28 protein-coding genes and 3 tRNA genes are annotated in these 25,448 nt (G+C 58.6%); 17 read left to right on the forward strand and 14 right to left on the reverse strand.

What is annotated here, in order from left to right:
* The first annotated feature begins 74 nt into the window (after window positions 1-74).
* Entirely contained in the window at window positions 75-479 is a 405-nt protein-coding gene (locus tag ACR0KS_RS02170) for a c-type cytochrome (RefSeq protein ID WP_170483944.1), read from the forward strand.
* 3 nt (window positions 480-482) lie between these two features.
* Here ACR0KS_RS02170 and ACR0KS_RS02175 read toward each other — a convergent pair whose 3' ends face one another.
* Entirely contained in the window at window positions 483-1,169 is a 687-nt protein-coding gene (locus ACR0KS_RS02175) for a hypothetical protein (protein WP_170562162.1), read from the reverse strand.
* Between the two features lie 41 nt (window positions 1,170-1,210).
* Window positions 1,211-1,873 (reverse strand): DNA-3-methyladenine glycosylase I, encoded by a 663-nt coding sequence (locus tag ACR0KS_RS02180; RefSeq protein WP_170562165.1) that lies wholly within the window; start codon window positions 1,871-1,873, stop codon window positions 1,211-1,213.
* 391 nt (window positions 1,874-2,264) lie between these two features.
* On the opposite strand from ACR0KS_RS02180, the gene ACR0KS_RS02185 reads away from it, so the two are divergent.
* From ACR0KS_RS02185 to ACR0KS_RS02215, 7 genes are all read left to right on the forward strand, one after another.
* The gene (locus ACR0KS_RS02185; RefSeq protein ID WP_170562168.1) at window positions 2,265-3,215 is read left to right on the forward strand and encodes an ABC transporter substrate-binding protein; all 951 of its coding nucleotides are present in this window, start codon (window positions 2,265-2,267) and stop codon (window positions 3,213-3,215) included.
* Between the two features lie 10 nt (window positions 3,216-3,225).
* The gene (locus tag ACR0KS_RS02190) at window positions 3,226-4,275 is read left to right on the forward strand and encodes a betaine/proline/choline family ABC transporter ATP-binding protein (RefSeq protein WP_170562171.1); all 1,050 of its coding nucleotides are present in this window, start codon (window positions 3,226-3,228) and stop codon (window positions 4,273-4,275) included.
* Window positions 4,272-6,332, forward strand: a complete 2,061-nt coding sequence (locus tag ACR0KS_RS02195) for an ABC transporter permease subunit (RefSeq protein WP_170562174.1) — start codon at window positions 4,272-4,274, stop codon at window positions 6,330-6,332. Before ACR0KS_RS02190 ends, ACR0KS_RS02195 begins: the two co-directional genes overlap by 4 nt.
* Window positions 6,333-6,437: 105 nt before the next feature.
* Complete coding sequence (locus ACR0KS_RS02200) at window positions 6,438-7,103, forward strand: NnrU family protein (protein WP_170562191.1); 666 nt, start codon at window positions 6,438-6,440, stop codon at window positions 7,101-7,103.
* A 72-nt stretch (window positions 7,104-7,175) separates the two neighbouring features.
* Window positions 7,176-7,697, forward strand: a complete 522-nt coding sequence (locus ACR0KS_RS02205; protein WP_170411061.1) for a DUF2478 domain-containing protein — start codon at window positions 7,176-7,178, stop codon at window positions 7,695-7,697.
* 87 nt (window positions 7,698-7,784) lie between these two features.
* Window positions 7,785-9,032, forward strand: a complete 1,248-nt coding sequence (locus tag ACR0KS_RS02210; RefSeq protein ID WP_170695644.1) for a D-arabinono-1,4-lactone oxidase — start codon at window positions 7,785-7,787, stop codon at window positions 9,030-9,032.
* Window positions 9,029-10,150: an alanine racemase gene (locus ACR0KS_RS02215; RefSeq protein WP_170562197.1), complete on the forward strand. Its 1,122-nt coding sequence runs from the start codon at window positions 9,029-9,031 to the stop codon at window positions 10,148-10,150. Before ACR0KS_RS02210 ends, ACR0KS_RS02215 begins: the two co-directional genes overlap by 4 nt.
* 34 nt (window positions 10,151-10,184) lie before the next feature.
* Here the strand turns inward: ACR0KS_RS02215 and ACR0KS_RS02220 are convergent.
* Window positions 10,185-10,268, reverse strand: a tRNA-Tyr gene (locus tag ACR0KS_RS02220).
* A gap of 116 nt (window positions 10,269-10,384) precedes the next feature.
* Between ACR0KS_RS02220 and rlmB the strand changes: the two genes are divergently transcribed.
* The 4 genes from rlmB (at window position 10,385) to ACR0KS_RS02240 (ending at window position 12,678) form a co-directional block, all read left to right on the forward strand.
* A complete protein-coding gene (rlmB, locus tag ACR0KS_RS02225) occupies window positions 10,385-11,158 on the forward strand; it encodes a 23S rRNA (guanosine(2251)-2'-O)-methyltransferase RlmB (protein WP_170548604.1) in 774 nt (257 codons plus the stop codon).
* The gene (locus ACR0KS_RS02230) at window positions 11,139-11,450 is read left to right on the forward strand and encodes a hypothetical protein (protein WP_170562200.1); all 312 of its coding nucleotides are present in this window, start codon (window positions 11,139-11,141) and stop codon (window positions 11,448-11,450) included. The genes rlmB and ACR0KS_RS02230 overlap by 20 nt, the downstream gene beginning before the upstream one ends.
* Window positions 11,451-11,558: 108 nt before the next feature.
* On the forward strand, window positions 11,559-12,008 hold the full coding sequence (locus ACR0KS_RS02235) for a YHS domain-containing (seleno)protein (protein ID WP_480693097.1): 450 nt from the start codon (window positions 11,559-11,561) through the stop codon (window positions 12,006-12,008).
* A 199-nt stretch (window positions 12,009-12,207) separates the two neighbouring features.
* Complete coding sequence (locus tag ACR0KS_RS02240) at window positions 12,208-12,678, forward strand: CoA-binding protein (protein WP_170562203.1); 471 nt, start codon at window positions 12,208-12,210, stop codon at window positions 12,676-12,678.
* Between the two features lie 4 nt (window positions 12,679-12,682).
* Here ACR0KS_RS02240 and ACR0KS_RS02245 read toward each other — a convergent pair whose 3' ends face one another.
* From ACR0KS_RS02245 to hisF, 3 genes are read right to left on the reverse strand one after another with little or no spacing between them, the layout of a single operon-like run.
* Complete coding sequence (locus ACR0KS_RS02245) at window positions 12,683-13,249, reverse strand: hypothetical protein (protein ID WP_170562205.1); 567 nt, start codon at window positions 13,247-13,249, stop codon at window positions 12,683-12,685.
* 60 nt (window positions 13,250-13,309) lie between these two features.
* On the reverse strand, window positions 13,310-13,627 hold the full coding sequence (locus ACR0KS_RS02250) for a phosphoribosyl-ATP diphosphatase (RefSeq protein ID WP_170548617.1): 318 nt from the start codon (window positions 13,625-13,627) through the stop codon (window positions 13,310-13,312).
* Window positions 13,624-14,385: an imidazole glycerol phosphate synthase subunit HisF gene (hisF, locus tag ACR0KS_RS02255; RefSeq protein WP_170384425.1), complete on the reverse strand. Its 762-nt coding sequence runs from the start codon at window positions 14,383-14,385 to the stop codon at window positions 13,624-13,626. Before hisF ends, ACR0KS_RS02250 begins: the two co-directional genes overlap by 4 nt.
* 118 nt (window positions 14,386-14,503) lie before the next feature.
* Between hisF and ACR0KS_RS02260 the strand changes: the two genes are divergently transcribed.
* Complete coding sequence (locus tag ACR0KS_RS02260) at window positions 14,504-14,950, forward strand: DUF302 domain-containing protein (protein ID WP_480693098.1); 447 nt, start codon at window positions 14,504-14,506, stop codon at window positions 14,948-14,950.
* A gap of 1 nt (window position 14,951) precedes the next feature.
* Here ACR0KS_RS02260 and hisA read toward each other — a convergent pair whose 3' ends face one another.
* Entirely contained in the window at window positions 14,952-15,671 is a 720-nt protein-coding gene (gene hisA / locus ACR0KS_RS02265) for a 1-(5-phosphoribosyl)-5-[(5-phosphoribosylamino)methylideneamino]imidazole-4-carboxamide isomerase (protein ID WP_170384423.1), read from the reverse strand.
* A 131-nt stretch (window positions 15,672-15,802) separates the two neighbouring features.
* Between hisA and ACR0KS_RS02270 the strand changes: the two genes are divergently transcribed.
* Window positions 15,803-16,204: a DUF2147 domain-containing protein gene (locus tag ACR0KS_RS02270; protein WP_170384421.1), complete on the forward strand. Its 402-nt coding sequence runs from the start codon at window positions 15,803-15,805 to the stop codon at window positions 16,202-16,204.
* 3 nt (window positions 16,205-16,207) lie between these two features.
* On the opposite strand, the gene hisH is transcribed toward ACR0KS_RS02270, so the two are convergent.
* Both hisH and hisB read right to left on the reverse strand, forming a co-directional pair.
* Window positions 16,208-16,846, reverse strand: a complete 639-nt coding sequence (hisH, locus tag ACR0KS_RS02275) for an imidazole glycerol phosphate synthase subunit HisH (protein ID WP_170562208.1) — start codon at window positions 16,844-16,846, stop codon at window positions 16,208-16,210.
* The gene (gene hisB / locus ACR0KS_RS02280) at window positions 16,847-17,434 is read right to left on the reverse strand and encodes an imidazoleglycerol-phosphate dehydratase HisB (RefSeq protein ID WP_170562210.1); all 588 of its coding nucleotides are present in this window, start codon (window positions 17,432-17,434) and stop codon (window positions 16,847-16,849) included. It abuts the gene before it with no gap.
* Window positions 17,435-17,589: 155 nt separating this feature from the next.
* Here hisB and ACR0KS_RS02285 point away from each other — a divergent pair, with 155 nt between their 5' ends.
* Window positions 17,590-17,829, forward strand: coding sequence for an Lrp/AsnC family transcriptional regulator (locus ACR0KS_RS02285; RefSeq protein WP_170411035.1), 240 nt, complete (start codon window positions 17,590-17,592; stop codon window positions 17,827-17,829).
* On the opposite strand, the gene ACR0KS_RS02290 is transcribed toward ACR0KS_RS02285, so the two are convergent.
* The 3 genes from ACR0KS_RS02290 to ACR0KS_RS02300 all read right to left on the reverse strand — a co-directional run bounded on the left by ACR0KS_RS02290 (window position 17,826) and on the right by ACR0KS_RS02300 (window position 18,962).
* A complete protein-coding gene (locus ACR0KS_RS02290; RefSeq protein ID WP_170562214.1) occupies window positions 17,826-18,692 on the reverse strand; it encodes a GNAT family N-acetyltransferase in 867 nt (288 codons plus the stop codon). The two genes, ACR0KS_RS02285 and ACR0KS_RS02290, sit on opposite strands and share 4 nt — an antisense overlap.
* An 84-nt stretch (window positions 18,693-18,776) precedes the next feature.
* Window positions 18,777-18,851: transfer RNA gene (locus ACR0KS_RS02295), tRNA-Gly, on the reverse strand.
* A gap of 36 nt (window positions 18,852-18,887) precedes the next feature.
* Window positions 18,888-18,962 (reverse strand) — tRNA-Gly (locus ACR0KS_RS02300).
* Between the two features lie 214 nt (window positions 18,963-19,176).
* On the opposite strand from ACR0KS_RS02300, the gene ACR0KS_RS02305 reads away from it, so the two are divergent.
* Together ACR0KS_RS02305 and ACR0KS_RS02310 are read left to right on the forward strand one after the other, a co-directional pair.
* Window positions 19,177-19,560, forward strand: coding sequence for an MAPEG family protein (locus tag ACR0KS_RS02305; RefSeq protein WP_170562217.1), 384 nt, complete (start codon window positions 19,177-19,179; stop codon window positions 19,558-19,560).
* 131 nt (window positions 19,561-19,691) lie between these two features.
* The gene (locus ACR0KS_RS02310) at window positions 19,692-20,645 is read left to right on the forward strand and encodes a hypothetical protein (protein WP_170562220.1); all 954 of its coding nucleotides are present in this window, start codon (window positions 19,692-19,694) and stop codon (window positions 20,643-20,645) included.
* Between the two features lie 52 nt (window positions 20,646-20,697).
* Here ACR0KS_RS02310 and ACR0KS_RS02315 read toward each other — a convergent pair whose 3' ends face one another.
* A complete protein-coding gene (locus tag ACR0KS_RS02315) occupies window positions 20,698-24,135 on the reverse strand; it encodes a pyruvate carboxylase (protein ID WP_170562223.1) in 3,438 nt (1,145 codons plus the stop codon).
* Window positions 24,136-24,281: 146 nt separating this feature from the next.
* Window positions 24,282-25,418 (reverse strand): alpha-hydroxy acid oxidase, encoded by a 1,137-nt coding sequence (locus tag ACR0KS_RS02320; protein ID WP_170562226.1) that lies wholly within the window; start codon window positions 25,416-25,418, stop codon window positions 24,282-24,284.
* Window positions 25,419-25,448: the final 30 nt, after the last annotated feature.

Here is a 25,448-nt window from a genome sequence, read left to right on the forward strand (position 1 = left end):
TCGTTGATCTGGATCATTGCGCCATGCGAGGCTTCGGGCAAGCCTGTAAATGTCAATCGCGACAGGAGGATAGGATGATCAGACAGATACTCAGGACAGTTTCCATAGGGCTGGCGACGATGGCGTCGCAGGCAGTTGCTCAGGATGTGGACACCGGGGCCGAACTCTACCAGCACTATTGCGCGACATGTCATGGGATCGACGCGACGGGACACGGACCGATGGCCGGGGTTCTGGTCATTCAGCCTACAGACCTGACCCAGCTTGCCGGTGAGGATGGCGTTTTCCCGACCGCTCGGGTCGTGGCGCGCATTGACGGGCGCGATCCACTGGTCAGCCACGGCAGTCCGATGCCGGTCTACGGGCCATATTTTGAAGGGCAGGATACCTCGATGAAAACGCCTGATGGTCAGCCGATCCTGACAAGCCAGCCGATTGTGGATCTGGTGGCGTATCTTGAGACATTGCAGGGCGGCTGATCCCTAGTGGCAGATGCCTTCGATTTTGGCGTCGGCCCAGGGAATGACAACGGCACGTTCGCGTTGCTGTTTCGGCAGCGGCGACAAGTCGAAATGTTCACCCAACATGACGTGCAATCTCTGGGTGCGTGGGGCGGCCGGGTCCAGTGCCCTGCAGCACACATATTCTTCGACAATCGCACCCTGTTGTTCAAACCCGTACGACAGGAAATCGGGTGAACTGTCCAGATCGAACAGGTAGGGGTCTTTGTTCCCGCCATGTTCTGCGGCTGCGCGCAGGGGGTGGTAGCCAGTTGTTTTCCGGTTTTGCCATTGCCAGACGTGGGTGAGCTCATGCGCCAGCAGCATTGCTGCGATCAGGTCCATTTGCTCGGGGAATTCCGACATATAATCCTCAAGATACCAATCGCGCGTGAAGTAGACACGATTGAAAAGGGCAACGGCGGCGGGTTTCGCCGTAACGATGCCTTCTTCGGCAGGCGGCAGGATACGTTCCCGACAGGCGAGGCGAGGGCGCTTTTCGCGATAAAACGTAATCGGCGCGACCGGAGCACCTTCGACGAGACGCACGTTTTTCACGTTCAGCGTGTCGCCCTGAACAGCGCTGGCAAACGCGACCTCCTGATCCGTCAGTGGACGACCACAGGCGGCGAGCAGCAATAGAAACGTCATCAAAAAGAAACGCGTCATAATCAAAGCCTAATGCGTTGCCTACGCTCTGCAAGCCGTTTTCACAGGCTCATCGCCAAAACGCGGCTTATTTCGGTTAGCGAGCGCCCCGATTGTTCCATCCAAGTGTTAAAGGCCGATTGAACGGCGGCCATTGCCTTTTTTGAAGTTGGAGCCTTATCGACGACCCCTTCTGCAATCAGGCGCGCGGTTACGTCTCGGGACAGAATGAAACTGTCGCGACCGGCGAAACGCATTGCGTATTGGGCCGAAGCTCCGCCAAGGCGAGACCCGCGCTTGCCTAGCATTGCCAACAACCCGACAAAATCAGTCGAGGGCCAGCCCCCCAGAACCTGTCCTGCGCCACCGTCTGCGCGAAGCTCCAGCAGAAAGGCGGCGTTGTCGCGTACTGTCGCGATCTTGGTGCCATTGCGGACGATACGAGTATCCTGAAGCAGCGAGTCGAATTTATCATCATCCATGAAGGCGCACCGACCGACATCGAACCCATCAAAAGCGGTCTCGAATCCCTCCCACTTGTTCTCAATGACTTTCCAGTTGAAGCCAGCCTGAAAGATGCACTTGGTTATGATCGATAGCCATCTGTCCTCGGGCATCGACGCAAGTTCAGCCAGGCTTTTGGGTTTTCCAAGGTTTTGTTCCAGGGCGTCCGGGCCGCCATGTCGTTGCGCTGCGATGGAATAAATCTCGTCAAAATGATGCATCAAAGGCGTCCTCCGAGTGCAGGGTCGCGTGTAGATGCGGCCGATGCAAGGTTCCTGTTGGGGTCTGTTTTTTGCGCGACATACATAAATTCACGCAGTTTGAGAAAGAAATACTCGACAAAGAGAGTGATTCCGGTTTGTGATTGACTCGTCAATCAACTTCCGGCCCGACCAAATGTGAAAACACGTTGGGGCGGGTGCGCTGCGCAATACGGACGGTGGGAAAATACGATCAGTTGACGGGCGGGGCCAATTTGCCTCGACTAAACTGCTTGCTTCCCTTTTCCGGCCAAATTTGTGCATGTTGCGACATGGTATTGTCATGCGACAAGCCTTCCGGCGCGCGACCGCGCCGGTTTGGGCAAAAAAATAGAAGACAGGGAGAATGTCGATGAAAAAACTGAGTGTAAGCCTTTTGGCGATGACGGTAGCCGGATCAGCATACGCAGCCGATATGGGCGCTGTGGACGAGCCGATCAAACTGGCGATCAACGAATGGACCGGTCAGCATGTCACGACGCATGTTGCTGGTGAGATGCTTAAGGCCGCGGGCTATAACGTGGAATATGTCACCGCGGGCATGATGAATCAGTTCCAGGCGCTGGCCGATGGCGACATCGATGCGACGCTGGAAATCTGGTCGTCGAACGTCTCGGACGAATATGCCAAGAAGATCGAAGAAGGCACTGTTGTTGAAATCGGTGATCTGGGTCTGGATGCCAAGGAAGGTATCGCGTACCCCGCGCACGTGGCCGAACTGTGCCCGGGCTTGCCTGCTTGGGAAGCCCTGAAAGGCTGCGCGCAGGTCTTTGCGACGGCGGAAACGCTGCCCGGTGGTCGTCTGGTCGACTACCCGGCCGATTGGGGCACCCCCGGTGCAGACCGCATGGTTGGGCTTGAGCTGCCGTTCAAAGCGGTTCCTGCTGGGTCCGAGGGCGCTCTGATCGCGGAGCTGCGTGCTTCGACCGAGCGTAAATCGCCGCTGCTGATCACCTTCTGGCAGCCGCATTGGGCGATGTCGGCCTATGACGTGCAATTCGTTGAACTGCCAGCCGGTGAAGAAGCATGCTTTAACGACCCATCCTGGGGGCCGAACCCGAACGCGGTGAACGACTGTGACTTTTCGCCCTCGCGCATCTTCAAGGCAAGTTGGAGCGGCATGGAAGACAAATGGCCCGCTGCGTATGAGATCCTGACCAACTATCAACTGGCGGTCGAAGACCAGCAGCCGATGATGGGCGCGATCGACGTTGATGGTGGCTCGGTCGAAGAGGTCGTCGCCGCGTGGATGACCGAGAACGAAGGCAAGTGGCGTCCGGTCGTTGACGCGGCAACCCAGTGAGCCTGTTTAAGTGACTGACGCTAGTACGCCAGCCATTGCCTGCCAGAATCTCTGGCAGGTCTTTGGTTCCGGTGCTGAAAAAGCCCTGACCGACGCGTTGTCTCGGTCAGGGAGCGACGCCGACAAAGCCGCGGCTGAATTGCGGGAAAACGGATTTATCCCCGCCGTTCAGGACGCCAATTTCGAGGTCAAAGAAGGCGAACTATTCGTCATTATGGGCCTGTCGGGTTCGGGGAAATCGACGCTGATCCGCTGTATCTCGCAATTGCTGTCCGGAACGGGGGGCGAGATTCGCGTGGATGGCGAGAACGTCATGGGTGCGTCAAAGAAAGTTCTGACAGACCTGCGTCGCAAGAAACTGGGCATGGTGTTCCAGCATTTCGGTCTGTTCCCGCATATGACCGTCGCCGAAAACGTGGCCTATCCACTGCGCGTGCAGGGTGTCGGCAAAAAGGAACGGCTGGCCCGCGCGCAGGAAGTGATTTCGCTGGTCGGACTGGAGGGCCGCGAGGGCAGTTTCCCCCGCCAGCTTTCGGGCGGTCAGAGGCAACGCGTGGGCATCGCCCGCAGCCTTGCTGTGAACCCCGACATCTGGTTTCTGGACGAGCCGTTCTCGGCCCTCGATCCCTTGATCCGCCGCCAGTTGCAGGACGAATTCCTGCGCATTCAGGCGACGTTGAAGAAATCCATCGTGTTCATCACTCACGACATCCAAGAGGCGCTGAAGCTGGCTGACCGGATCGCCATCATGCGCGATGGCAAGATCGTGCAGATCGGCACGCCAACGGATATCGTGCTGCGTCCGGTCGATGACTATGTGCGCGAATTCTCGAAGGACGTCGCCAAGGGGCAGCACGCCAAGGTCGCCTCGGTCATGCGCGACGACGATCAGCGTGGCCCGGACGATCCTGGTCTGACGACCAGCATGACGCTGGACGCGGCTTTGGCCCACTGCATGGAACTGTACGAGCCTGTGCCCGTGCGCGATGAGGCGGGCAACATCGTCGGCACGGTGCACCCGTCCGATCTGGCTGCGGCGCTTCAGGTGGACGAAACATGACGGCGATCACGGACATCCCCACGCAGGCCCGTCTGACGGTGGGGGCCAAGGCTGCGCTGATGACGGTGATCGTCGGGGCTGTATGTCTGGCGCTGGAAGGGATCGCACCTTGGCTGGTTAAATGGCCCGCCGCGTGGGAGCTGCCCGCGACTCAGTGGGTCGGCGCCTTCCTCGACTGGTTTCTGAACGGCATCAAACCGGCGATGCGGTTGTTTTCTGACCTGATGACCTATCCGATGGACGCGGCGAATTTCGTTCTGGCAAACACGCCTTGGCCGATCCTGATCGGGCTTGTCACCGCACTGGGCTGGTATCTGGGTGGGTTGCCTATGGCGGCGCTGGGGTTCTTTGGCCTCAGCTTCGTGCTGGCCTCAGGATACTGGGCCGAGAGCATGAATACATTGGCGCTGGTCGCCGTCTCGGTCCCTGTGGCGCTGGTTGTCGGCGGCGGGATCGGTATCCTCGCCAATGAAATCCCCCGCGTGAAATCCTTGGTTCAGGCGGTGCTTGATATCATGCAGACCGTGCCGACCTTTGCTTATTTAACGCCGCTATTGCTGCTGTTTGGCTTCGGTCCGGTGGTGGGCCTGATCGCCTCGGCCATCTACGCCGCACCGCCGATGGCGCGCAACGTGATGCTGGGGTTGGAGCGGGTCGAGCCCGAGATCAAAGAGGCCGCCATCATGTCTGGCGGCACCCGGTTCCAGCAGCTGTTTCAGGTGGAAATCCCGGCGGCTGCAACGCAGATCATGGTTGGTGTGAACCAATGCCTGATGGCCGCCTTGTCGATGGTGATCATCGCCGCCGTGATCGGCGGGTTCAATGATATCGGCTGGGAAGTCCTGCTGACCATGCGCAAGGCGCAATTCGGCGAATCCCTGATGGCGGGTCTTGTGATCGTGGTCTTTGCCGTCGTCATTGACCGGATGAGCGGAACGCTGGCCACCGAGCGAAAACGCTATGACCAGCGTGTTGTCTGGGCGGTTCTTGGGTTCACCGTTCTGTTCACCGCCGCTTTCTGGCTGTGGCTTCCGAACCCGTCCGAGTTGACCCTGCTGGACCCTGTAGCCGGGGCGATTGACAGCGGCCTGACCGCCTTTACGCAGGCCAATGGCCCATGGCTGGATGCGCTCAAGAACAACTCTCTGTTCTATGTGCTGCTGCCGTTGCGGATCGGGCTGGATCAGGCGGTGCTACCCTTCACATGGGGGTTCCAGTGGACGCCGGGCATGAGCTATGGCCTGTTCGCCGTGGCCGCCGTGATCGCCACCCTGATGGCATGGCGCGGGCACCTGACAGGCGGGCTGGTCGTGCTGATCCTGATCGGCATGTTGGAAACCGGCATCGCAAACCTGCCATGGCCTTTCGTGCTGACTGGCGCTGCCGCGCTCAGCTATGTCGCGGGAGGTTGGCGTTTGGCGGCACTGTCGGTGGGGCTGCTCTGCACCATCCTCGTCTCGGGCCTGTGGGAGCGCGCCTTGCTGTCGCTATACCTCAGCGGCGCGGCGGTGTTTTCCTGTGCCGTGGTTGGCGGGCTGATCGGTCTGGCCAGTGCAGTATGGGAACCGGTGTGGAAAGTCGTCCGCCCGATCTGTGACATGCTTCAGACTATCCCGCTTTTCGTGTTCCTGATCCCGGTGCTGATGGTGTTCCAGATCGGAGAGTTCTCGGCCTTCCTTGCCATCTGCGCTTACGCGATCGTCCCGATGATCCGTTACACGCGCCACGGTCTGGTCAACACACCCGAGGAAATGATGGAGGCCGCCATTTCCAGCGGCGCGACCGAGTGGCAGATCATGCGCGACGTGCGCGCGCCCTATGCCGCGCCGACCATCCTGTTGGGGCTGAACCAAACCATCCTCTATGCCTTTGCCATGCTGGTGATCGCGGCGCTGATCGGGACCACCGGTCTGGGGCAGTCGATCTACCTGGCGCTAGGGCAGGCCGATGTGGGCTTGGGTGTTTCAGCGGGGGCTGCAATGGCCATACTTGCGTTGATCGCTGACCGCATGGTGCAGGGGTTTGCCGAAGAACGCCGCAAGGCGCTGGGCCTGTAGTAAAGGGCAGGGGCGGCGTGTCCGCCTCTGCTTCCCAATTGATATCGGACAAAGACACTACTTCCGAGCTGGTTTAAACCAGCCGCGGGTTGTTTGGAGGCTCGCATGACCGGGTGGGTAGTGTTCCTGGCCGCGCTTATCACTTTTTTGCTGACGCACGTTATTCCGGCCCGACCGTCCGTGCGAAATTGGCTGATTCAAGTGCTGGGTCGCAAAGGGTATTTTGCGACCTATTCCGTAGTGTCCCTATCGGCTCTTGGATGGCTTATAACCGCCGCAGCACACGCACCCTACGTCGAGGTCATCCCGCCGCTTGCGATCTTGCGGTGGGTGCCGTTGTTGATAATGCCCGTCGCTTGCTGGCTGGCGATTGCCGGGCTGTCGATTCAGAACCCTTTCTCATTCGGAGGGGTGGGGAGCCGCGCCTTCGACCCGGACAACCCCGGTATTCTGCGCAGCACGCGCCATCCGATACTTGCGGCGCTTTTGCTGTGGTCGATCTCGCATCTGCTTGCAAATGGCAGCCTGTCCCATGTGATCCTCTTTGGGTTATTCGCGGGGTTCTCTGCAATGGGCATGATGTTGATAGATCGCCGTAAATCGACCGAAATGGGTGCCGAATGGATACGCCTTTCCCGCAATACCGCGCGTCTGTCCCTGCGCGCACCGCGCCCTTGGCCTGGCCTTTGGATTTGGCTGGTTTCGCTGGTCGTCTTTGCGGGACTGCTTTACCTGCACGCATCCGTGATCGGGCTTTCTCCTCTACCATGACGTAGAACAGTGGTCGGACAGGGACATGCGTGCTATTTGGAATGTCACAGTTTTTCGACGGGGGTCCCCTGAATGTACTTGGCCTATGTAACAACCACTGATCGCGGAGCCACTGACCGGTTGCTAAGCGCGGCTGCGGAACAAATGCTCGAGTCCGGCGCGCGGCTGGTGGGCGTGGTGCAAACCAACACCGAATGCGCCGACAGCAGCAAGTGCGATATGGATGTCCGCGTCCTGCCGGCAGGAGAAACCATTCGCATCTCACAATCACTTGGTTCGCAATCGCGTGGGTGCCGTCTGGATCCCGCCGCGCTTGAGAAAGCTGTGGGGTATGTCACGGCTTCGCTGGCGGATGCACCGCAACTTTTGATCGTGAACAAGTTCGGCAAGCACGAAGCGGATGGGCGCGGTTTCCGTCCCGTTATTGCCGAGGCACTTGCGCAGGACATCCCTGTTCTGGTCGGGGTGAATGGCCTGAACAAGGAAAAATTCGAGGAGTTCACCGGAGGAGCCGCCGAGCAAATCGCACCCGAACTTGAGGCGATCATAGGGTGGTTCGACCGGGTAACGGCAGAGCGCGCGGCTGCTGCCTGAAGGTGCCTTCCGTAGGGTAAGATACTGGAAACCTGACTTGTTTCGGGGTTAATGTGCTGCAATCCTCCGACCCGGAGGAGATCGCAGATGTGGACCAACTGGTCGGGAAACCAAAGTTCAAGCGCGCCAATTACACGCCCTGTTTCGCTTGCTGATCTGCAACAGGCTGTCGCACAACCCGGTAGTCTGCGGGTTGTCGGATCGGGGCATTCATTTACACCGATTGTGTCGGGCGCGGACCGGATACTGGACCTGTCCAGCCTTGAATTGGCGGCATTAGGTCAGGTCGGCAAAGACAGGGTGTGGGCAAATGCCAATGCGCGTCTGAGCGATCTGTCTCCGGCGCTTGCCGAACACGGCTTGGCCTTTCGTAACCTTGGCGACATCAACGGGCAGTCGATAGCAGGCGCAGTATCAACCGCGACGCATGGGACCGGGCGCACGTTGCCGTGCCTTGCGGCGGAAATAACTGCGGCGTGTCTGGTCGGCGCGGACGGGGACATCCTGTCGACGCAGGACATCCCACTTGAAATGGCGCAGGTCTCGCTTGGTACTCTTGGCGTTTTGTCCGAGGTTCAGATCGCGGTGGTCCCGAAATACAACCTGCGCCGCCGGGTGCGGCTGGCTCCGCTTGAAGAAACTCTGGCCAGCATGCATCAGAAGTGGGCCGAATTTCGGAACTTTGAATTCTTTTATATCCCCTTCACCGGCAAGGCCGTTGAGATTCGACATGAACTAACCGAAGCAGCCGAGACCAAAGCCCCGCGCGATTTGGATATGATCGCGGTCAAGATGATGAGACTGGCCAGAAACGCTGGCCGGGTCAGCGACAGCTTGCGAGGCGTTTTGCTGAAGTTGCTGACATTGGCACACTCGGATGAAGACTATGTGGGTGAAAGCTGGCGTGTTCTGTGCAGCGACCGCCACATTCGGTTCAACGAGATGGAATATCACCTCCCACCCGGTGTCGCGGACGAGGTGTTGCGTGAGGTGTTGACGCGTCTGCATCGTGATCACAAGGACATATATTTTCCCATCGAGGTCAGGCAAACTGCGGGTGACACGGCCTGCCTCTCGCCGTTTCAGGGCGGGCCGCGCATTTCGATCGCGCTGCACACCGACGCGGCCGAGGACCACGCCCGTTATTTCTCGGCGATCGAGCCTCTGCTGCTTGAGGCCGGAGGCCGCCCGCACTGGGGAAAGATGCATAATCTGACGTATAAAGAGCTTTCGCGCCTCTACCCTGACTTCGACCGTTTTTGCGCGCTGAGGGAACAATTGGACCCTGGTGGCAAGTTTCTCACGCCTGCCTTGGCCAAGCTGTTCCGACCATGACAGCGGCGTATTTGCAAAACCTGTCCAGCACATTGCGCGACTATGGCGTCGACAAACCAGTGGCTATCGTCGATCTGGATCGGCTGGATGCAAATTGCGCGTCGGCGCGTGGCTCGGTCGCGCCGGGTCTGGCGCGTCGTCTTGTTGCCAAGTCCCTGCCATGCTTGCCGCTGCTTGATCATATCCGAGCGCAAATACCGTCATCAGGGCTCATGACCTTTTCCGAGCCTATGCTTGCGGCGCTATTGCAGGCTGAACCTGACACTGACCATCTGATCGGCAAACCCCTTCCTGTCAATTCAGCAGCACGGATTTTGCGAAACTATCCAAGTGCGGCCGAGCGTGTGCAGTGGCTCATCGACACGCAGGAACACTTGGACGCTTATCTGAAGCTGGCTGAAACCACTGGCCTCCAGCTTCGCGTGTCGCTGGAAATCGATATCGGCTTACACCGGGGTGGGCTGCGTCCCGAAGACATCCCGGGGATTGCACAGCGTATTGGCAGTCACCCATATGCGAGGTTGGCGGGGGTCATGGGGTACGAGGCGCATTTGGCCAAGCTGCCCCGTGTCCTGAAATCTCGCGCCAAACGGTTCAGCGCAGACGCGTTTCAACGTGCTGTAGCGGGGCTGCCAAATGCAGGCGAGGGGCTTTGCCTCAACACCGGGGGCAGCCTGACGTTTCAGTCCTATGCCGCTGACGGAGCCGCCAACGAGGTCGCCTTTGGGTCGGTATTGGTCAAGCCCACCGATTTTGACCACGCGACGACGACGGCGTTTCAACCTGCCGCCTTTATTGCCTCTCCAATTTTGAAAGTGACGCAAGGTAACGCGTTGCCCGGTTTGGACATCCTACCCAGACGGAAGACCGACTTGGCGATATTTGGCGGGCATTTTCTGGGGCAGCCTGTGTTTCCAAGCGGCTTTTCCTATTCGTCGATTTTCGGCCGCTCAAGCAATCAGGAAGTATGGACCGGTCCATTGGGGTCCAGCGTGAAACCCGGGGACATCGCCCTGTTGCGGCCAACACAAAGCGAGGCTGTGCTGAATCAGTTCGGACCGCTTCTGGTTTTGAAAGGGGGGCAGGTGGTGGACGAGTGGCAATGTCTGCCGAATTAACGGCCCGTTGAACTTTGTCACCATCTGAAGAAGATGGTGGGCGACCCTGGAATCGAACCAGGCGTGCGTCTCCGCGAGGGAGTTACAGTCCCCTGCCACACCTTGCGGCCTGTCGCCCACTGTCAGGCGTTGCACCTGACGTGGAGGCGTGATTACTAGCGCCTTAAAGGAGCGTCAACAGGAAAATATCGCTTTGGCGCAGGAAACCGATTTCCCGGCCCGGAGGCCCAAGAAATGAAAAAACCCAAGTGGGTCGTTGAAAAGGAACAGGCGCGCAAAGCTGCGGCGTCCGAAACCGTCTGGCTGTTCGGACTGCACGCTGTACGCGATGCTCTGATGAACCCGGACAGGCAGAAGCTGCGCTTGATTGTGACCCGCAACGCGCGGGACAAATTGGCCGAAGCCATTGAGTTCGCAGGGATTGAGCCCGAGATGGTCGATCCGCGCAAATTTACCGCTCCGATTGATCCGGGGTCCGTGCATCAGGGCGCGGCCTTAGAGGTAAAGCCGCTGGACTGGGGTGGGCTGGCCGAGAACTGCATCGGGCGCGAACACCCGCGCGTTATCCTGCTGGACCGCGTGACAGACCCGCACAATGTCGGGGCGATTCTACGCTCGGCCGAAGTACTGGGGGCCAGCGCGGTTATCGGAACGCGCCATCATTCGGCCCCGGAAACGGGGGCGCTTGCAAAAACCGCCAGTGGTGCGCTGGAAAGGCAGCCCTACCTGCGTGTTCGCAATCTGGCCGATGCAATAGTCGCGTTGCAGGATATGGGCTTTCTGGTGCTGGGTCTGGACGGCGAAGCGGACCTTACCATCGAGGCCACTTTGGACGGCAAACTGGATCAACCAGTGGCGCTGGTGCTTGGGGCCGAGGGGCCGGGCCTGCGCCAAAAGACCAAGGAAACCGTTGATCACCTGGTGAAAATCGACGCAGCGGGTGGGTTTGGTTCACTGAACGTCTCAAATGCGGCCGCGATTGCCCTATATGCCTCAAGGCACAGATAAACAGGAGAGCACCATTTCCACGCCCTCGAAAATCGCCACCTGCTGCTATTGCGGAACCCGCGCGGCGCTGGTTCTCAAAGGGAAGCAGCGTCATGAGCTTAGTTGTTCAAGCTGTGGTGCCCCGCTGCACGACTTGAAAATGGTGCCCAAGCGCAAACTGTCGGAAAGCAGGCCTGCGCGGGATAACGCAAAATATCATCGCCCTTACAAGAACAAAAAGAAGAAGAAAAAGGGTGTTTTCTCTCGAGTTCTGGACGAAGCCTGGGACGTGATTGAAGATATCTTTGATTGATCGGCTGTTTTCGCGTCGCGCCTGATCACAACCACGTTAATGGGGGTTCCAGATGCAAAGAAAAATTGCAATTTGATACCCTGACTCTCAAAACGTGACTTGATGACGATGAACCGACGTTTCCTTCTTGGCGCGATCGCCGCTGCTGTTTTTGCCCCGGCTGCCTATGCGCAGGACATGCCCATTTTTTTCGAGACGGGCGGTGCAGCTATGGCGGGCTACGATGCGGTTTCCTATTTCAATGGCGGAACACCCGTTCAAGGTTTGCCCGAATTCTCTGTGATGTGGAAAGGGGCCGAGTGGCACTTTGTGTCAGCCGAGAATCGGGATGCGTTTGAGATGAACCCGCGGGCCTATGCTCCTCAATTTGGCGGGTACTGCGCATATGCAATGGCGCAGGGGCAGTTGGTCAGTACGGACCCGAACCTCTGGCAAGTGGTCGATGGCCGCCTTTACCTGACCCATTCGCCTGAGATTGAACTTATTTGGAACAGTGATGCCCCGGAATATATCCGTATGGCCGAGTCATATTGGCCTGCCGTTCTTTATGATCAGTAGGCGAATTCCTGCCTCTTTTGGCGTGTCATCACAAAAATGAGCGCGACCTCTTTTTTTCTGAAAACTTATGCCTAAATGTCACAGTGACCGCGGAACGGAACTGCCGCGGGTCATTTCACTGTCCCTCGTTCCAACAACTGGCGCTCAGATTTCGATCTGAGCGCTTTTTTCTTTTGTGTGGTCCGAATAGGGTGGCCGCATGACTGACTATACCGATGTGTTTCTGAAAGACATTCTGCAGCGAACCAAGTCGATCGCCGTGGTTGGCGTTTCGATGAATCCGGTCCGTCCCAGTTACTATGTGGCGCGCTACCTATCGCTCAAGGGATACAAGGTGATCCCTGTCAATCCGGGGCACGCAGGCAAAATGTTGTTCGGTGAGACGGTCCGCGCTTCGCTGTCGGATATTTCCGGGCCGGTAGACATGGTGGATATTTTCCGGCGTTCAGAAGCGGTTCCGCCAATCGTTGATGAGGCGCTGAAGGCGTTTCCAGACTTGCGCACAGTCTGGATGCAGATCGGCGTGGAAAACCCTGAAGCCGCCGCAGTAGCCGAAGCGCGCGGCGTTGATGTTGTGATGAATCGTTGCCCGAAAATCGAATATCAACGCCTGTTCGGAGAGCTTCGCATGGGCGGCTTTGCGACCGGGGTGATATCGTCCAAGCTCTGAGGGTTTAGCCGTCGGGCAGGGGCTTCAGCCGCGCGACCTGCTCTAGCCGCCGCTGTTCGAGTACGATTTCGCGCGGCACCCATTCGTATTTCGTATCTTCCGGCAATGGCGACCAGAATAAGGTTCCACCGTACCGCCATGGGTCCAGAACGACGCCATCGTACATGGTTTCACCTTTGCGGCTGATGATCGCGGTGCTGTGGTCGATACGGAACGGATTGTCCGCATTGGCGATAGCGCGATGCATTTCCAGCGTTTGAAAGCCTTCCTGATCCAGCCGCCGCTCGATGTCTTCGGCCCAGTGCCAGCACAACCCGCGAGGGCGCAGCCCCTTGTTGACCTTGGCATTGTGAATCAGCGGGGGATCGGTGATTTCGTATTCCTGCACCAACTGCGCGGTGTAGGAATAGGCGATACGCGCCGCACGGTCTGCTTCTTCGGGGTCGATATCGGGGCCAAGGCTGCGAATTTCAGACGCCAGCCGCTGAACCTCGTCTCCGGTTGACGGCGGGGCGACCGAACAGGCGCCCAGTATCGCAAGCGCAAATACAAACCCCAAAGCTTTGATCATGTCCGCGCCTTTGATCTGTGACCCTTTCAAGGACACACTAAAAGATTGCGAGGGCGGACGTCACCCCTTTGGTCGCGCTGCCTTTTCTTCCAGACCGCTGGTGCCTTGACGCCGCGCCAGCTCGTCCAGTACGTCGTCCAACGCGACGTCACGCGCGGCCAGCATAACCAGAAGATGATAAAGCACATCCGCAGCCTCGGAGGTCAGCTTTGCCTGATCGCCCTTGACCGCCTCGATGATCGCTTCAACAGCTTCTTCACCGAACTTCTCGGCGCATTTTTCCGGGCCTTTGGCCAACAGCTTGGCGGTCCAGCTGCTGTCCGGGTCAGCGCCCTTGCGCGCCTCAATCGTTGTGGCCAGGTCTTGCAGGATGCTCATGTCAGCCTCATCGGAATGCCTGCGGCGGCCATATGTTCTTTGGCCTCGCGGATTGTGTACTCGCCGAAATGAAAGATTGAGGCGGCAAGAACGGCGCTTGCACCCCCTTCGGTCACGCCCTCGACCAGGTGGTCAAGATTGCCGACGCCGCCAGAAGCAATGACCGGCACGTCAACGGCGTCGGAAATGGCGCGGGTCAGAGGCAGGTTGAACCCAGCCTTCGTGCCATCGCGGTCCATCGAAGTCAGCAGGATTTCACCGGCACCCTTGGCAACCACGGTTTTTGCGAATTCCACTGCGTCGATGCCCGTTGGCTTGCGGCCACCATGGGTGAATATCTCCCATTTGCCGGGGCTGACGGTTTTGGCGTCGATCGCGCAGACGATGCACTGGCTGCCGAACTGATCCGCCGATTCCGCGATCACATCCGGGTTCGCCACGGCTGCTGAGTTGAAACTGACCTTGTCAGCACCGGCCAGCAGCAGGGCGCGCACGTCCTCTTTGGTGCGCACACCACCACCCACGGTCAGAGGAACAAAGCACTGTTCCGCCGTCCGCTGGACTACATCGAACATGGTGCCCCGGTTTTCATGGGTGGCGTGGATGTCCAGAAAACAGATCTCATCGGCTCCGGCTGCGTCATAGGCTTTTGCCGACTCCACCGGATCGCCCGCATCGCGCAGGCCAACAAAATTGACGCCTTTGACCACACGGCCATCGGCGACATCCAGACAGGGAATGATGCGGGTTTTTAGCATGTGGTGTCCTCTATTGCGGGCACGTCTACCGGCAAAGCCCCGCCGATGCCAGACTTGTGATTGCCGTACGGCGCAAAGCTGTGAAAACTGGGGTGAAATTCAACAAAGGAATTCCGATATGCGCAATCTGATACTGGCAACATTTCTGACTTTCGGAGGCGCTCTGTCCGCCATGGCTGACGACATTATCAAAATTCCTACAGACAAATCTGTCGCCGAAGCGCTGGACGCGCTCGAAGCAGCCGTCGGCAACGCGGGTGCGACCGTATTCGCCCGGGTCGACCATGCAGCCGGTGCCGAAAAGGTTGGCACGCCGATCCCGGCCAATCAGGTCCTGATCTTTGGCAACCCAGCGCTTGGCACACCCGCGATGCAGATCGACCCGAGGGCCGGCTTGTTCCTGCCGTTGAAGGTTCAGGCTTACGAAGACGCCGATGGTCAGGTTTGGCTGGCCTACGAAGACCCCAAAGAGACGATGGATGAGCTAGACGAGGTCGAGAAATCGCCGGTGATCGACAAGATGCGCGGCGCGTTGGCCAAGTTGACCGCCGCGGCCGCGCAGTAACTTAGCCTAGGGCGCGGATGGCCTCCGCCAGATCAATCGCGCCGTCGTAAAGTGCGCGCCCTGAAATCGCTCCGTCCAGTTCCACGCCGCAATCGCGCAGGGCAATCAGGTCGTCCAGGGAACTGACGCCGCCAGACGCGATCACAGGAATTGACACGGCCCGGGCAAGGGCGGCGGTGGCCTCTATATTGGGGCCCTGCATGGCTCCGTCGCGGTTGATATCGGTGTAGATGATCGCCGCAACGCCCGCGTCCTCGAAGCTGCGGGCCAGATCGGTGACTTGCACGTCCGTTTCTTCGGCCCAGCCTTTGGTGGCGACCATTCCGTTGCGCGCGTCGATGCCCACGGCAACCTTGCCGGGGAATTCCCGCGCCGCTTCGCGCACCAGATCAGGGTTTTCAACGGCCACGGTGCCCAGAATGACACGCGCCAGCCCTTTGTCGATCCAGGTTTCGATCGTTGCCATGTCACGGATGCCACCGCCCAGTTGTGCGGGTACGTTGCAGGCCGCCAGAATCGCCTCGACCGGAGCCGCATTGACCGGCTCGCCAGCGAAGGCGCCGTTCAGGTCAACCAGATGCAGCCAGTCACATCCCGCGTCGACGAAGGCTTTGGCCTGCGCCGCCGGGTCGTCGTTGAACACGGTTGCCTTGTCCATTTCACCGCGCAGCAGGCGCACGGCCTGGCCGTCTTTGAGGTCGATAGCGGGGTAAAGGATCATTTTGGGCCTTCTTTCATGGTCGTTCCGGCGGGATATCGCACAAGCGGGGCGGGGTTTGCAACGCGACGCTGGGTCAATCTTGCGGCACGGCCTTCTGCGCGACACAGTATCGCCACCAAATGGAGAACATCATGAAATATTCGATCATTGCAGCGGCAGCCCTGTGCGTTCTTTCCACGGCGGCAACGGCTGATCCGGTTGACGGTCTGTGGAAGACCGAGCCGAATGAAGATGGCAACTATCTTCAGGTTTCGATCCAGCCTTGCGGAAGTGCGACCTGCGGCACCATCGACAGCGCATTTGACGGCTCGGGCGATCAGGTGCTGGATTATGAGCACTTGGGCAAACAGATGATCTGGGACATGACGCCAGAGGGTGACGGAGCCTATGGCGGCGGTAAAATCTGGGCCCCGGACAAGGACAAGACCTACAACTCGAAAATGTCGCTGAACGGCCAGAACCAACTGACCGTAAAAGGCTGTGTTGCAGGCGGTCTGGTCTGCCGTGGGCAGACGTGGACGCGCGTTCAGTAAGACTTAGGGCGTCCAGTTCAGGAAGTTCCCGATCATACGCAAGCCAACATCCTGGCTTTTTTCGGGGTGGAACTGCATGCCAATCATCGTGTCGCGGCCGATCACGGCCGTGACTTCCTGACCATAATCCACATAGGCCAGCCGTTGCGCCGGATCGGTGACGCGGAAATGGTAGGAGTGGACGAAATATGTATGGTCGCCCGACTTCACCCCGTCAAAGACCGGGTGGTCACTTTCGAGCACCAGATCGTTCCACCCCATATGCGGTACCTTTAGCGCGCTGTCCGAAGGGGCGATCCGCACCACGTCCCCGGCAACCCAACCCAGACCGTCGGTCTCGGCGTATTCGTGGCCTTTTGAGGCCATAAGCTGCATTCCAACGCAGATACCCAGAAACGGCCGTCCCTTTTGTTCGACCGCTTCGACCATGGCGTCATAGATACCCTTGTGGCCCCGCAGCTCGGCAGCGCAGGCGGGAAATGCGCCATCACCCGGCAGCACCAGACGATCCGCGCGCGCAACGACGTCAGCGTCCGAGGTCACAACGACCTCACCCGTATTCAGTTCGCGCGCCATGCGTTGAAACGCCTTTTCTGCCGAGTGCAGATTGCCGCTCTCGTAGTCGATAATGGCTGTCAGCATTTACAGCGCGCCCTTGGTGGACGGAATCGCATCGGCCTTGCGCGGGTCAGTTTCAACCGCCAGACGCAACGCGCGCGCGACCGCCTTGAACGCGGCCTCGGCAATGTGGTGGCTGTTGAATCCGTGCAACTGGTCGATATGCAGCGTGATGCCGCCATGAGTGCTGAGCGCCTGAAAGAACTCGCGCACCAGCTCGGTGTCGAACGTGCCGATCTTGGGTGTCGGCAAGTCCACATTCCAGATCAGGAACGGGCGGCCCGACAGGTCCAGCGCGCAGCGCACCTGCGCGTCGTCCATCGGCAAGTGACATTCGCCATACCGCCGAATACCTTTCTTGTTGCCCAGGGCTTCGGTCAAAGCCTGACCCAGCGCGATGCCGGTATCTTCGACCGTGTGGTGATCGTCGATGTGGTAATCGCCCTTTGCGCGGATCGTCATGTCGATCAACGAATGGCGCGCAAGCTGGTCCAACATGTGATCGAAAAACCCGACGCCGGTTTGGTTGTCATACTGGCCGGTGCCGTCCAGATTGACCTCGACCGAGATTTCGGTCTCGGCGGTCTGACGGCTGATCTTTGCGCTGCGCATGGGCGAATTCCTTTTGCTACAGCCGCGCTTATAGACGCGGATGGGAGGGGTTATCCAGACCGCTCGTGCCATTCTGCGCAAACTGTTGCAGGGGATTGCGCCGGGCGTCACGCCGTGCCAGCCTGCACGCAACTTGAACAACCAAGGCCCGGCCCATGTCCACCTGCGTCTTCATTCAGATCCGCTGCAAACCCGGCACAACATACAAGGTGGCCGAGGAAATCGCCCTGCGCGAAATTCACTCCGAGCTGTACTCGACCAGTGGCGAATACGACCTGATGCTAAAGCTCTATATCCCCGAATCCGAAGATGTGGGCCATTTCATCAATGAGCATCTGCTGGTGATCCCGAATATCGAGCGATCACTGACCACGATGACCTTCAAGGCGTTTTAGCCCAGTTCAAACGTGGTAATGCCAAAGACTCGGTTCATGTCGATATCCGGTTCGTGATCGGAATACATTCGGGCCGTTTCAAATACTTTCTCAAGACCAAGCAGCGCAGCCGCCGAAAATGCGGCCTCGTTGGGTTGAGGCATGTCGATGAAAACCTCGTGCTGGCCCTTGTCCAGCGGCAGGGTCGTCAGCAGGCTGGCCAGCAACGCAAGCGCGATTGCGCTGTCGTCGGCAAACAGAGGGCCGACCTTGAAACCGGACTGGCACGGCCGAAGTGTGGCGTAGCCCTTGATCTGCCCTGCTTCGGTGTAAACCCGCGAAACGTGGTTGGGCGCGCTCAGCCAGCTTTGCAAAAAGGCGTCACGTGGGGCAGGGAACAGTTTGCGATCATAAGCAATTAGGGCATCTGGCGCGTCGTTCACCGCTGTAATGCCCCGCCCCAAGACTTGACCGAGCTTGGGCAGAATGTCTGCAACCTTTGCGCAGAAACGAAAGTTGTTGTGCGCGAATGTAAAGCCTGACTTGCGGTAGCTGTCTTGCAGCTCAGCAATTCCGTCCAATCCCATATTGCGCCGCCCGCAACGGGCCAATGCGTGCTGAGCGATTTCAAGCCCGTGGCCCGATCCACGATATTCCGGGCGAACGAAATATAGCCCAAGAAAGGAAAACGTATCGTCATAGTTAACGGCTGAAACGGATGAAATCATATCGCCATTCAGAAATCCGCCCAGATAACCCTCGGGGTCGATTGACCGGAAACATTGAGCATCGTGATGGCCGGGGTTCCACCCCTCGTGCCCAGACCAATCCACAGCATTCTGTAATTCCGCAGCGCTCAGCGGGCGAACAATATAATTTGACATAGTTAAAATCCTGAAATCGGTAACGCCACTAGCATGGCGCAACATCATTCCGGAAACCAGAAAAGTTTAGGAAACAATCGTATCTGGAGCGGGCGAGGCGATTCGAACGCCCGACCCTAACCTTGGCAAGGTTATGCTCTACCCCTGAGCTACGCCCGCATCAGATACATATGTGTTGGTCCTTAGACCTCTCAATGGAGCGGGCGAGGCGATTCGAACGCCCGACCCTAACCTTGGCAAGGTTATGCTCTACCCCTGAGCTACGCCCGCGCCGTTGAGTGAGGCGTGAAGTATAAATTCTGGCGGAAAGCTGCAAGAGGAAAAACGCGTCTTTCGCAAAAAATCTTTCCCGATGATGCGGTGATCATCTCTATTAACCAAACGTCACTACAGACCGATCTGCACGAACAAGCCTGAAAAGCTAAGCAAAATCCGCTAGACAGCGTGTGCCCGCAAACGGGAAGCACTGGAAATCGGAGACAGCATGCTAACCATCACACCTATCTACGCCTCTCTCGCTGCCTTTTTGTATCTTGGATTGAGCTTCAGCGTGATTGGTCGCCGCAGAAGTAACAGAGTCTCTTATGGGGATGGCGGCAAAGACCCCATGATCAAAGCCATCCGAACTCATGGAAACTTTGCTGAATACGCTCCTTTTACGTTGTTTTTGATGGCAATGGCCGAACTGCAGGGCGGCGGATGGCTGTTGATAAACTTTCTTGGGCTTATGCTGTTGGTGGGGCGCGTATGTCACGCGTATGGCTTTGGACGCTCGCCTCAGGTTGTTATCTTGCGGCAGATCGGGATGGTTCTAACCTTTACCTCCCTTCTTGTTTCGGCGGTCGCAAACCTGATTCTTGCGCTTTGATTGCGCCGCACTCCATGACAAAGAAAAGACGCATTTCTGCCTGATTGTGTAGCTAGCCTTTCCAAAATCGAGATTTTGCGCACACAAATGACCGATTTTTGCTGCCACTCGAAGCTGGGACAGGTGAACAAATGAAACGGATTGTGTCTATCGGGCGCGTTTTGGCGACCTCTTTTCTTTTGATTGGAGCGGCCAGTTTTGTCGCGGTTATTGCTGTCCCCGAAGCGGCCATCGCCAAAAACGGCAATGGCGGTGGAAATGGCGGCGGCAAGGGGGGTGGTAAAGGCAACGGAGGCGAAAACGCTGGTGGCAAGTCCAGCGGCAAATCCGGCGAAAAAAGCGCGAAGGCCAAGGGAGGTTCCGAAGCCAAGTCTAAACAGACTGGTAAAGGCTTGCTTGGCGCTATTGGTCTCAAGAAGACGGACAAGCAGAAATCAGCAAAGGCGCAAGCCTCCGGTCAAAACAAGCCCGGCCTGCTTGGTACTCTTGAGAATCTGGTCAAGGGGAACAAAAAGACGACGAAGGTTGTCACGAAATCGGCCGTTGTGGATGAAGAATACATTCATCCAAATAAGCACGGTAAAATCGCCTCTGAGCTTAAGGGGCTCAATGCCGCTCATGCCAGCCAGACCGCGCTTTTGAACGCTTCCCCCAACAGTATGCCGGGCAAGCTGTATACCTATCAGCAGAGCATCCTTGGGTACACGGACGCCTCAACAGATCTTTCGGACAAACAGATGGAGTTGGACACCCTGTTGGGCATGAAAGAAAATGACATTCTAACGAAATTCGCCCCGACCGAAGACGAACTTTTGGACAACCCTGAACTCACCGCGCAGGACAAGTACGATGCGGCGGTCGAAGAAGCTCAACTGGCCTTGGACGAAGCGGAAAAAACGCTGGCCGAGACTGACCCGCAAGAGGCTTTGGACACACTGACAGGTGGGCGCGAGCTGAGCGATGATGCGCTGAACGAGCTGCACGACCTTCTGGACCTGCCTGCACCCGAGGAATACGAGGTGTCGATCGATGACGGTGTGCAAACGTTGCCAGAGAATACCGAAGAAGAAGTGATCGACGGCTAACACTGGCAATGAAACAAAATGAAAGGGCGCGCCGGTTGGCGCGCCTTTTTTGTTATTCCAGTTCGACCAGTAGGTCTTTGGCGTCGATCTGGCCGCCGGGCTGAACTTGGACCGACTTAACCACCGCGTCGCGTTCTGCATGTATACCGGTTTCCATTTTCATGGCCTCGATGGTCAGCAGCAGATCGCCTTCTTTGACTTCCTGCCCGGCAGAGACGGCCACGGTCGCAACAACCCCTGGCATCGGTGCGCCGATATGGTTGGGGTTGCCTGCCTCGGCCTTTGGTCGGGCCTGTGTGGACGACGTCACCAGACGGTTCGGCACTCGGATCACGCGGGGTTGGCCGTTGAGTTCAAAGAAGACTTTGACCTCGCCTTTCTCGTCGGTCTCACCGATGGCCTGACAACGGATTTCCAGCGTCTTGCCGGGGTCGATTTCGGCAGTGATCTCTTCGCCTGGGTCCATGCCATAGAAGAAGGTGCGCGTGGGCAGGGTACGGACCGGGCCATAAGTGCGGTGGCGGCCCATATAGTCGAGGAACACCTTGGGATACATCAGGTATCCGTTCAGATCTTCGTCATCGACCTCTTTGCCTTCCAGCAGCTTTGACAGCTCGGCGCGGGTGGCTTCCAGATCGACGGCAGGCACGTCTTTGCCGGGGCGGTCGGTGTTGGGGGCTTCGTCCTTCAGCACCTTCTTGATGATCGTATCGGGAAACCCGCCCGGAGGCTGGCCCAGATTGCCGCGCATCATATCGACGACCGAGTCGGGGAAGGCCACATCCGTATCCGCGCTTTCCACATCATCGCGGGTCAGACCCTGGCTGACCATCATCAACGCCATATCGCCGACAACCTTGGACGACGGCGTCACCTTGACGATGTCGCCAAACATCTGGTTCACGTCAGCATACATCTGCGCAACCTCGTGCCAGCGTTCCTCCAGCCCCAAGCTGCGCGCTTGCGCCTTGAGGTTGGTGAATTGACCGCCCGGCATCTCATGCAAATAAACCTCGGAGGCCGGAGCCTGAAGGCTGGATTCAAACGCCGCGTATTGGCCTCGCACGGCCTCAAAGTAGTCGCTGATCTCGCGGATGGCCTTGATGTCCAGCCCGGTGTCCCGCTCGGTATGGCGCAGGGCTTCGACCACGGTGCCCAGCGTCGCCTGCGAGGTGTTGCCCGAGAAGCTGTCCATCGCGCAATCTACCGCGTCCACGCCCGCCTCGGACGCCGCCAGAATGGTGGCGCTGGCGATGCCCGCGGTGTCGTGCGTGTGGAAGTGGATCGGCAGGCCAACCTCTTCTTTCAGCGCGCGGATCAGAATGCGGGCCGAGGCCGGTTTCAGCAGACCCGCCATATCCTTGAGGCCCAGCACATGTGCGCCCGAATCGCGTAGTTCTTTCGCCATGCCGACATAGTATTTCAGGTCGTACTTGGCGCGATCGGGGTCCAGAATATCGCCGGTATAGCAAACAGTACCCTCGCAAATCTTGCCGTTCTCAACGACCGCATCCATGGCAACGCGCATATTCTCGACCCAGTTCAGCGAGTCGAACACGCGGAACACGTCGATATTCTGTGACGCCTGGCGGACAAACTCCTGCACCACGTTGTCGGGGTAGTTGGTGTACCCAACCCCATTCGCCCCGCGCAGCAGCATCTGGGTCATAAGGTTCGGTATCGCCTCGCGCAGGTCGCGCAGACGTTGCCACGGGCATTCCTGCAGGAACCGGTAGGCCACATCGAACGTCGCGCCGCCCCAACATTCGACCGAGAACAGTTGCGGCAGGTTGGCCGCATAAGTCGGTGCCACCTTGATCATGTCGATCGAGCGCATCCGGGTGGCCAGCAGCGACTGGTGCCCGTCGCGCATGGTGGTGTCGGTGATCAGCAACTGCCGCTGTGCCTTCATCCAGTCGGCCACGGCCTGCGGGCCTTTCTGCTCTAGCAGGTTGCGGGTGCCCATTTGGGGCTCCGCTTTCAGCGCGGGGGGCTTGGCCTCTTTCAGGTCGGCGCGGGGTTCGGGGCGGTCCTTGGTTTCGGGATGCCCGTTCACGGTGATATCCGCGATATAGGTCAGAACCTTGGTGCCCCGGTCGCGGCGACGCTTGAAGGTGAAAAGGTCCGGCGTCGTGTCGATGAACTTGGTGGTGTATTCATTCGACAGGAAGGTCGGGTGTTTCAGCAGGTTGATGACAAAGTCGATATTGGTACTGACACCGCGAATACGGAACTCGCGCAGGGCGCGGTCCATCCGCGCAATCGCGGCTTGCGGCGTCGGTGCCCATGCCGTGACCTTGGTCAGCAGAGAGTCATAATACCGCGTGATCACTCCGCCCGCATAGGCCGTGCCGCCGTCCAGACGGATGCCCATGCCAGTGGCCGAGCGGTAGGCGGTGATGCGGCCATAATCGGGGATGAAGTTGTTCTGCGGGTCTTCGGTGGTGATACGGGTTTGCAGCGCGTGGCCGTTCAGATGCACATCCGACTGGCTGGCGGCTCCGGTGGCCTCGGCCAGAGTTTTCCCCTCGGCGATCAGGATCTGGGCCTGCACGATGTCGATACCGGTGACCTCTTCGGTGACGGTGTGTTCGACCTGCACGCGGGGGTTCACCTCGATGAAGTAGAACTTGCCGGTCTCCATATCCATCAGGAATTCGACCGTGCCCGCGCATTCGTAGTTCACATGGGCGCAGATTTTGCGGCCCAACTCGCAGATTTCCGCGCGCTGTTCGTCGGACAGGTACGGGGCAGGGGCGCGTTCCACGACCTTCTGGTTCCGGCGCTGGACCGAGCAGTCGCGTTCATAGAGGTGATAAATCTCACCATGCTTATCGCCCAGAATCTGAACCTCGACATGGCGGGCGCGGGTGATCATCTTTTCCAGATAGCCCTCGCCGTTGCCGAATGCGGCCTCAGCCTCGCGGCGGCCTTCCAGAACCTTTTCTTCCAGTTCTGCCTCGGATTCGATGGGGCGCATCCCGCGTCCACCGCCGCCCCACGACGCTTTCAGCATCAGCGGATAGCCGATCTCGGCGGCCTCGGCCCGGATTGCGTCCATGTCATCGCCCAGAACCTCGGTCGCGGGGATGACCGGCACGCCCGCCTCGATCGCGACGCGACGGGCACTGGCCTTGTCACCAAGGGCGCGCATGGTCTCGGCCTTGGGGCCGATGAACGTGATGCCGTTCTGAACGCAGGCATCCACGAATTCGGGGTTTTCCGACAGAAGGCCATAGCCCGGATGGATCGCGTCCGCACCGCATTCCTTGGCGACGCGGATGATTTCGTCGATGCTCAGATATGCCGCAACCGGGCCCATCCCTTCGCCAATGCGATATGCCTCATCCGCCTTGAAACGGTGCAGGCCCAGCTTGTCCTCTTCGGCGAAGATAGCAACGGTGCGTTTGCCCATCTCGTTGGCTGCGCGCATCACGCGAATGGCAATCTCGCCGCGGTTGGCGATCAGGATCTTGGTAAAGTCGGTCATGTCAGGTCCCGGTCCTACTTGTTTGGCCGTGTTGATAGGCAGACAATACGCGCACGTATATCAGTCGTTCTGGGTAGAACCGGCATGTTAACGCTCGCAAACGCCCTCTGTTAGCGCTATCTTACTACACGCGCTGCGCTGCGGCATCAATCCAGAGTCAAGATCGGCGGGATTTGTTCCAGTGTTGCGGCCCCCAACTGCCCCATATTCGCCTGCAGGTCCTGCCGCAAAATGTCGATCACATGCGCTGGACCGTTTTGGCCCAATGCGGCCAAACCGTACATAAAACCACGGCCCAGCATGACAAAATCAGCTCCAAGAGCCAGCGCTCGCAATATGTCCAGCCCACTCTCGATCCCGCTGTCGAAGATCAGCGGCAGGTCGGTTGCTGCCCGGATCGCCGGCAGGGCCTCAATACCGGCAGGTGCTCCGTCAAACTGCCGCCCCCCGTGATTCGATATCCAAATCGCGTCAACGCCGGCCTTCTTCAGGGGCTCTGCGTCCTCGGCCCTCATCACGCCTTTGACGATCAGGTCGCCATCCCACGCATCGCGCAACCAATGCACATATTCCATATCCGGCGATGTTCGGAGCAGATACCCGACATGCGCTGTCGGGGGCAGGTTGCTGGAGTTGTCAGTATACTTGTCCAACGTGCGCATTCTCGGAGGTCCACTGCGCGCCATGGCCATCGCCCACGCGGGCCGCTGCGCAATCTGCATCAGCAGGCGCGGGGTCAGTTTTGGTGGGTTGGTCAGGCCGGATCGCGTTTGGCGTTCGCGGCGTGATGCAACCGGTACATCGGCGGTCATCACAAGGGTGGAAAACCCCGCTGCCTTTACACGATCCAGCAAGTCGCGGCGAATGTCGGGGTCTTTGGGCGGGTAAAGCTGGAACCACGCATTCTGCCCAAGATGAGGGGCCACATCCTCGGGGCTTTGGGTGGCGACGTTTGACAGGGTAAAGGGCAGGCCAGCCTTTGCGCTCGCTCGCGCCAACAACCCCTCGGCGTCGGGCCAGATCAAGCCAGCCATTCCGATTGGCGCAACCCCAAATGGCAGAGGGTAGGTCTGGCCAAGGAATTGACATTGCGTGTCGCAGTCTATGGAACCATGCAGGATCGACGGTAGAAATCCGACACGATCCAATGAGACCCGATTGCGCTGTAGTGTTGCTTCGGCCCCGGTTCCGCTGTCCAGATATTCCCACACGAAATGCGGTATCCTGCGTTTGGCGCGGCGTTTCAGGTCGGCAATTCCGGGGTAGCTGGTGTGTAGGTCCATAAGGATTGATCAGACCTGACGTGCGATTCG

The sequence above is a fragment of the Ruegeria sp. BC7 genome (genome assembly GCF_056539165.1).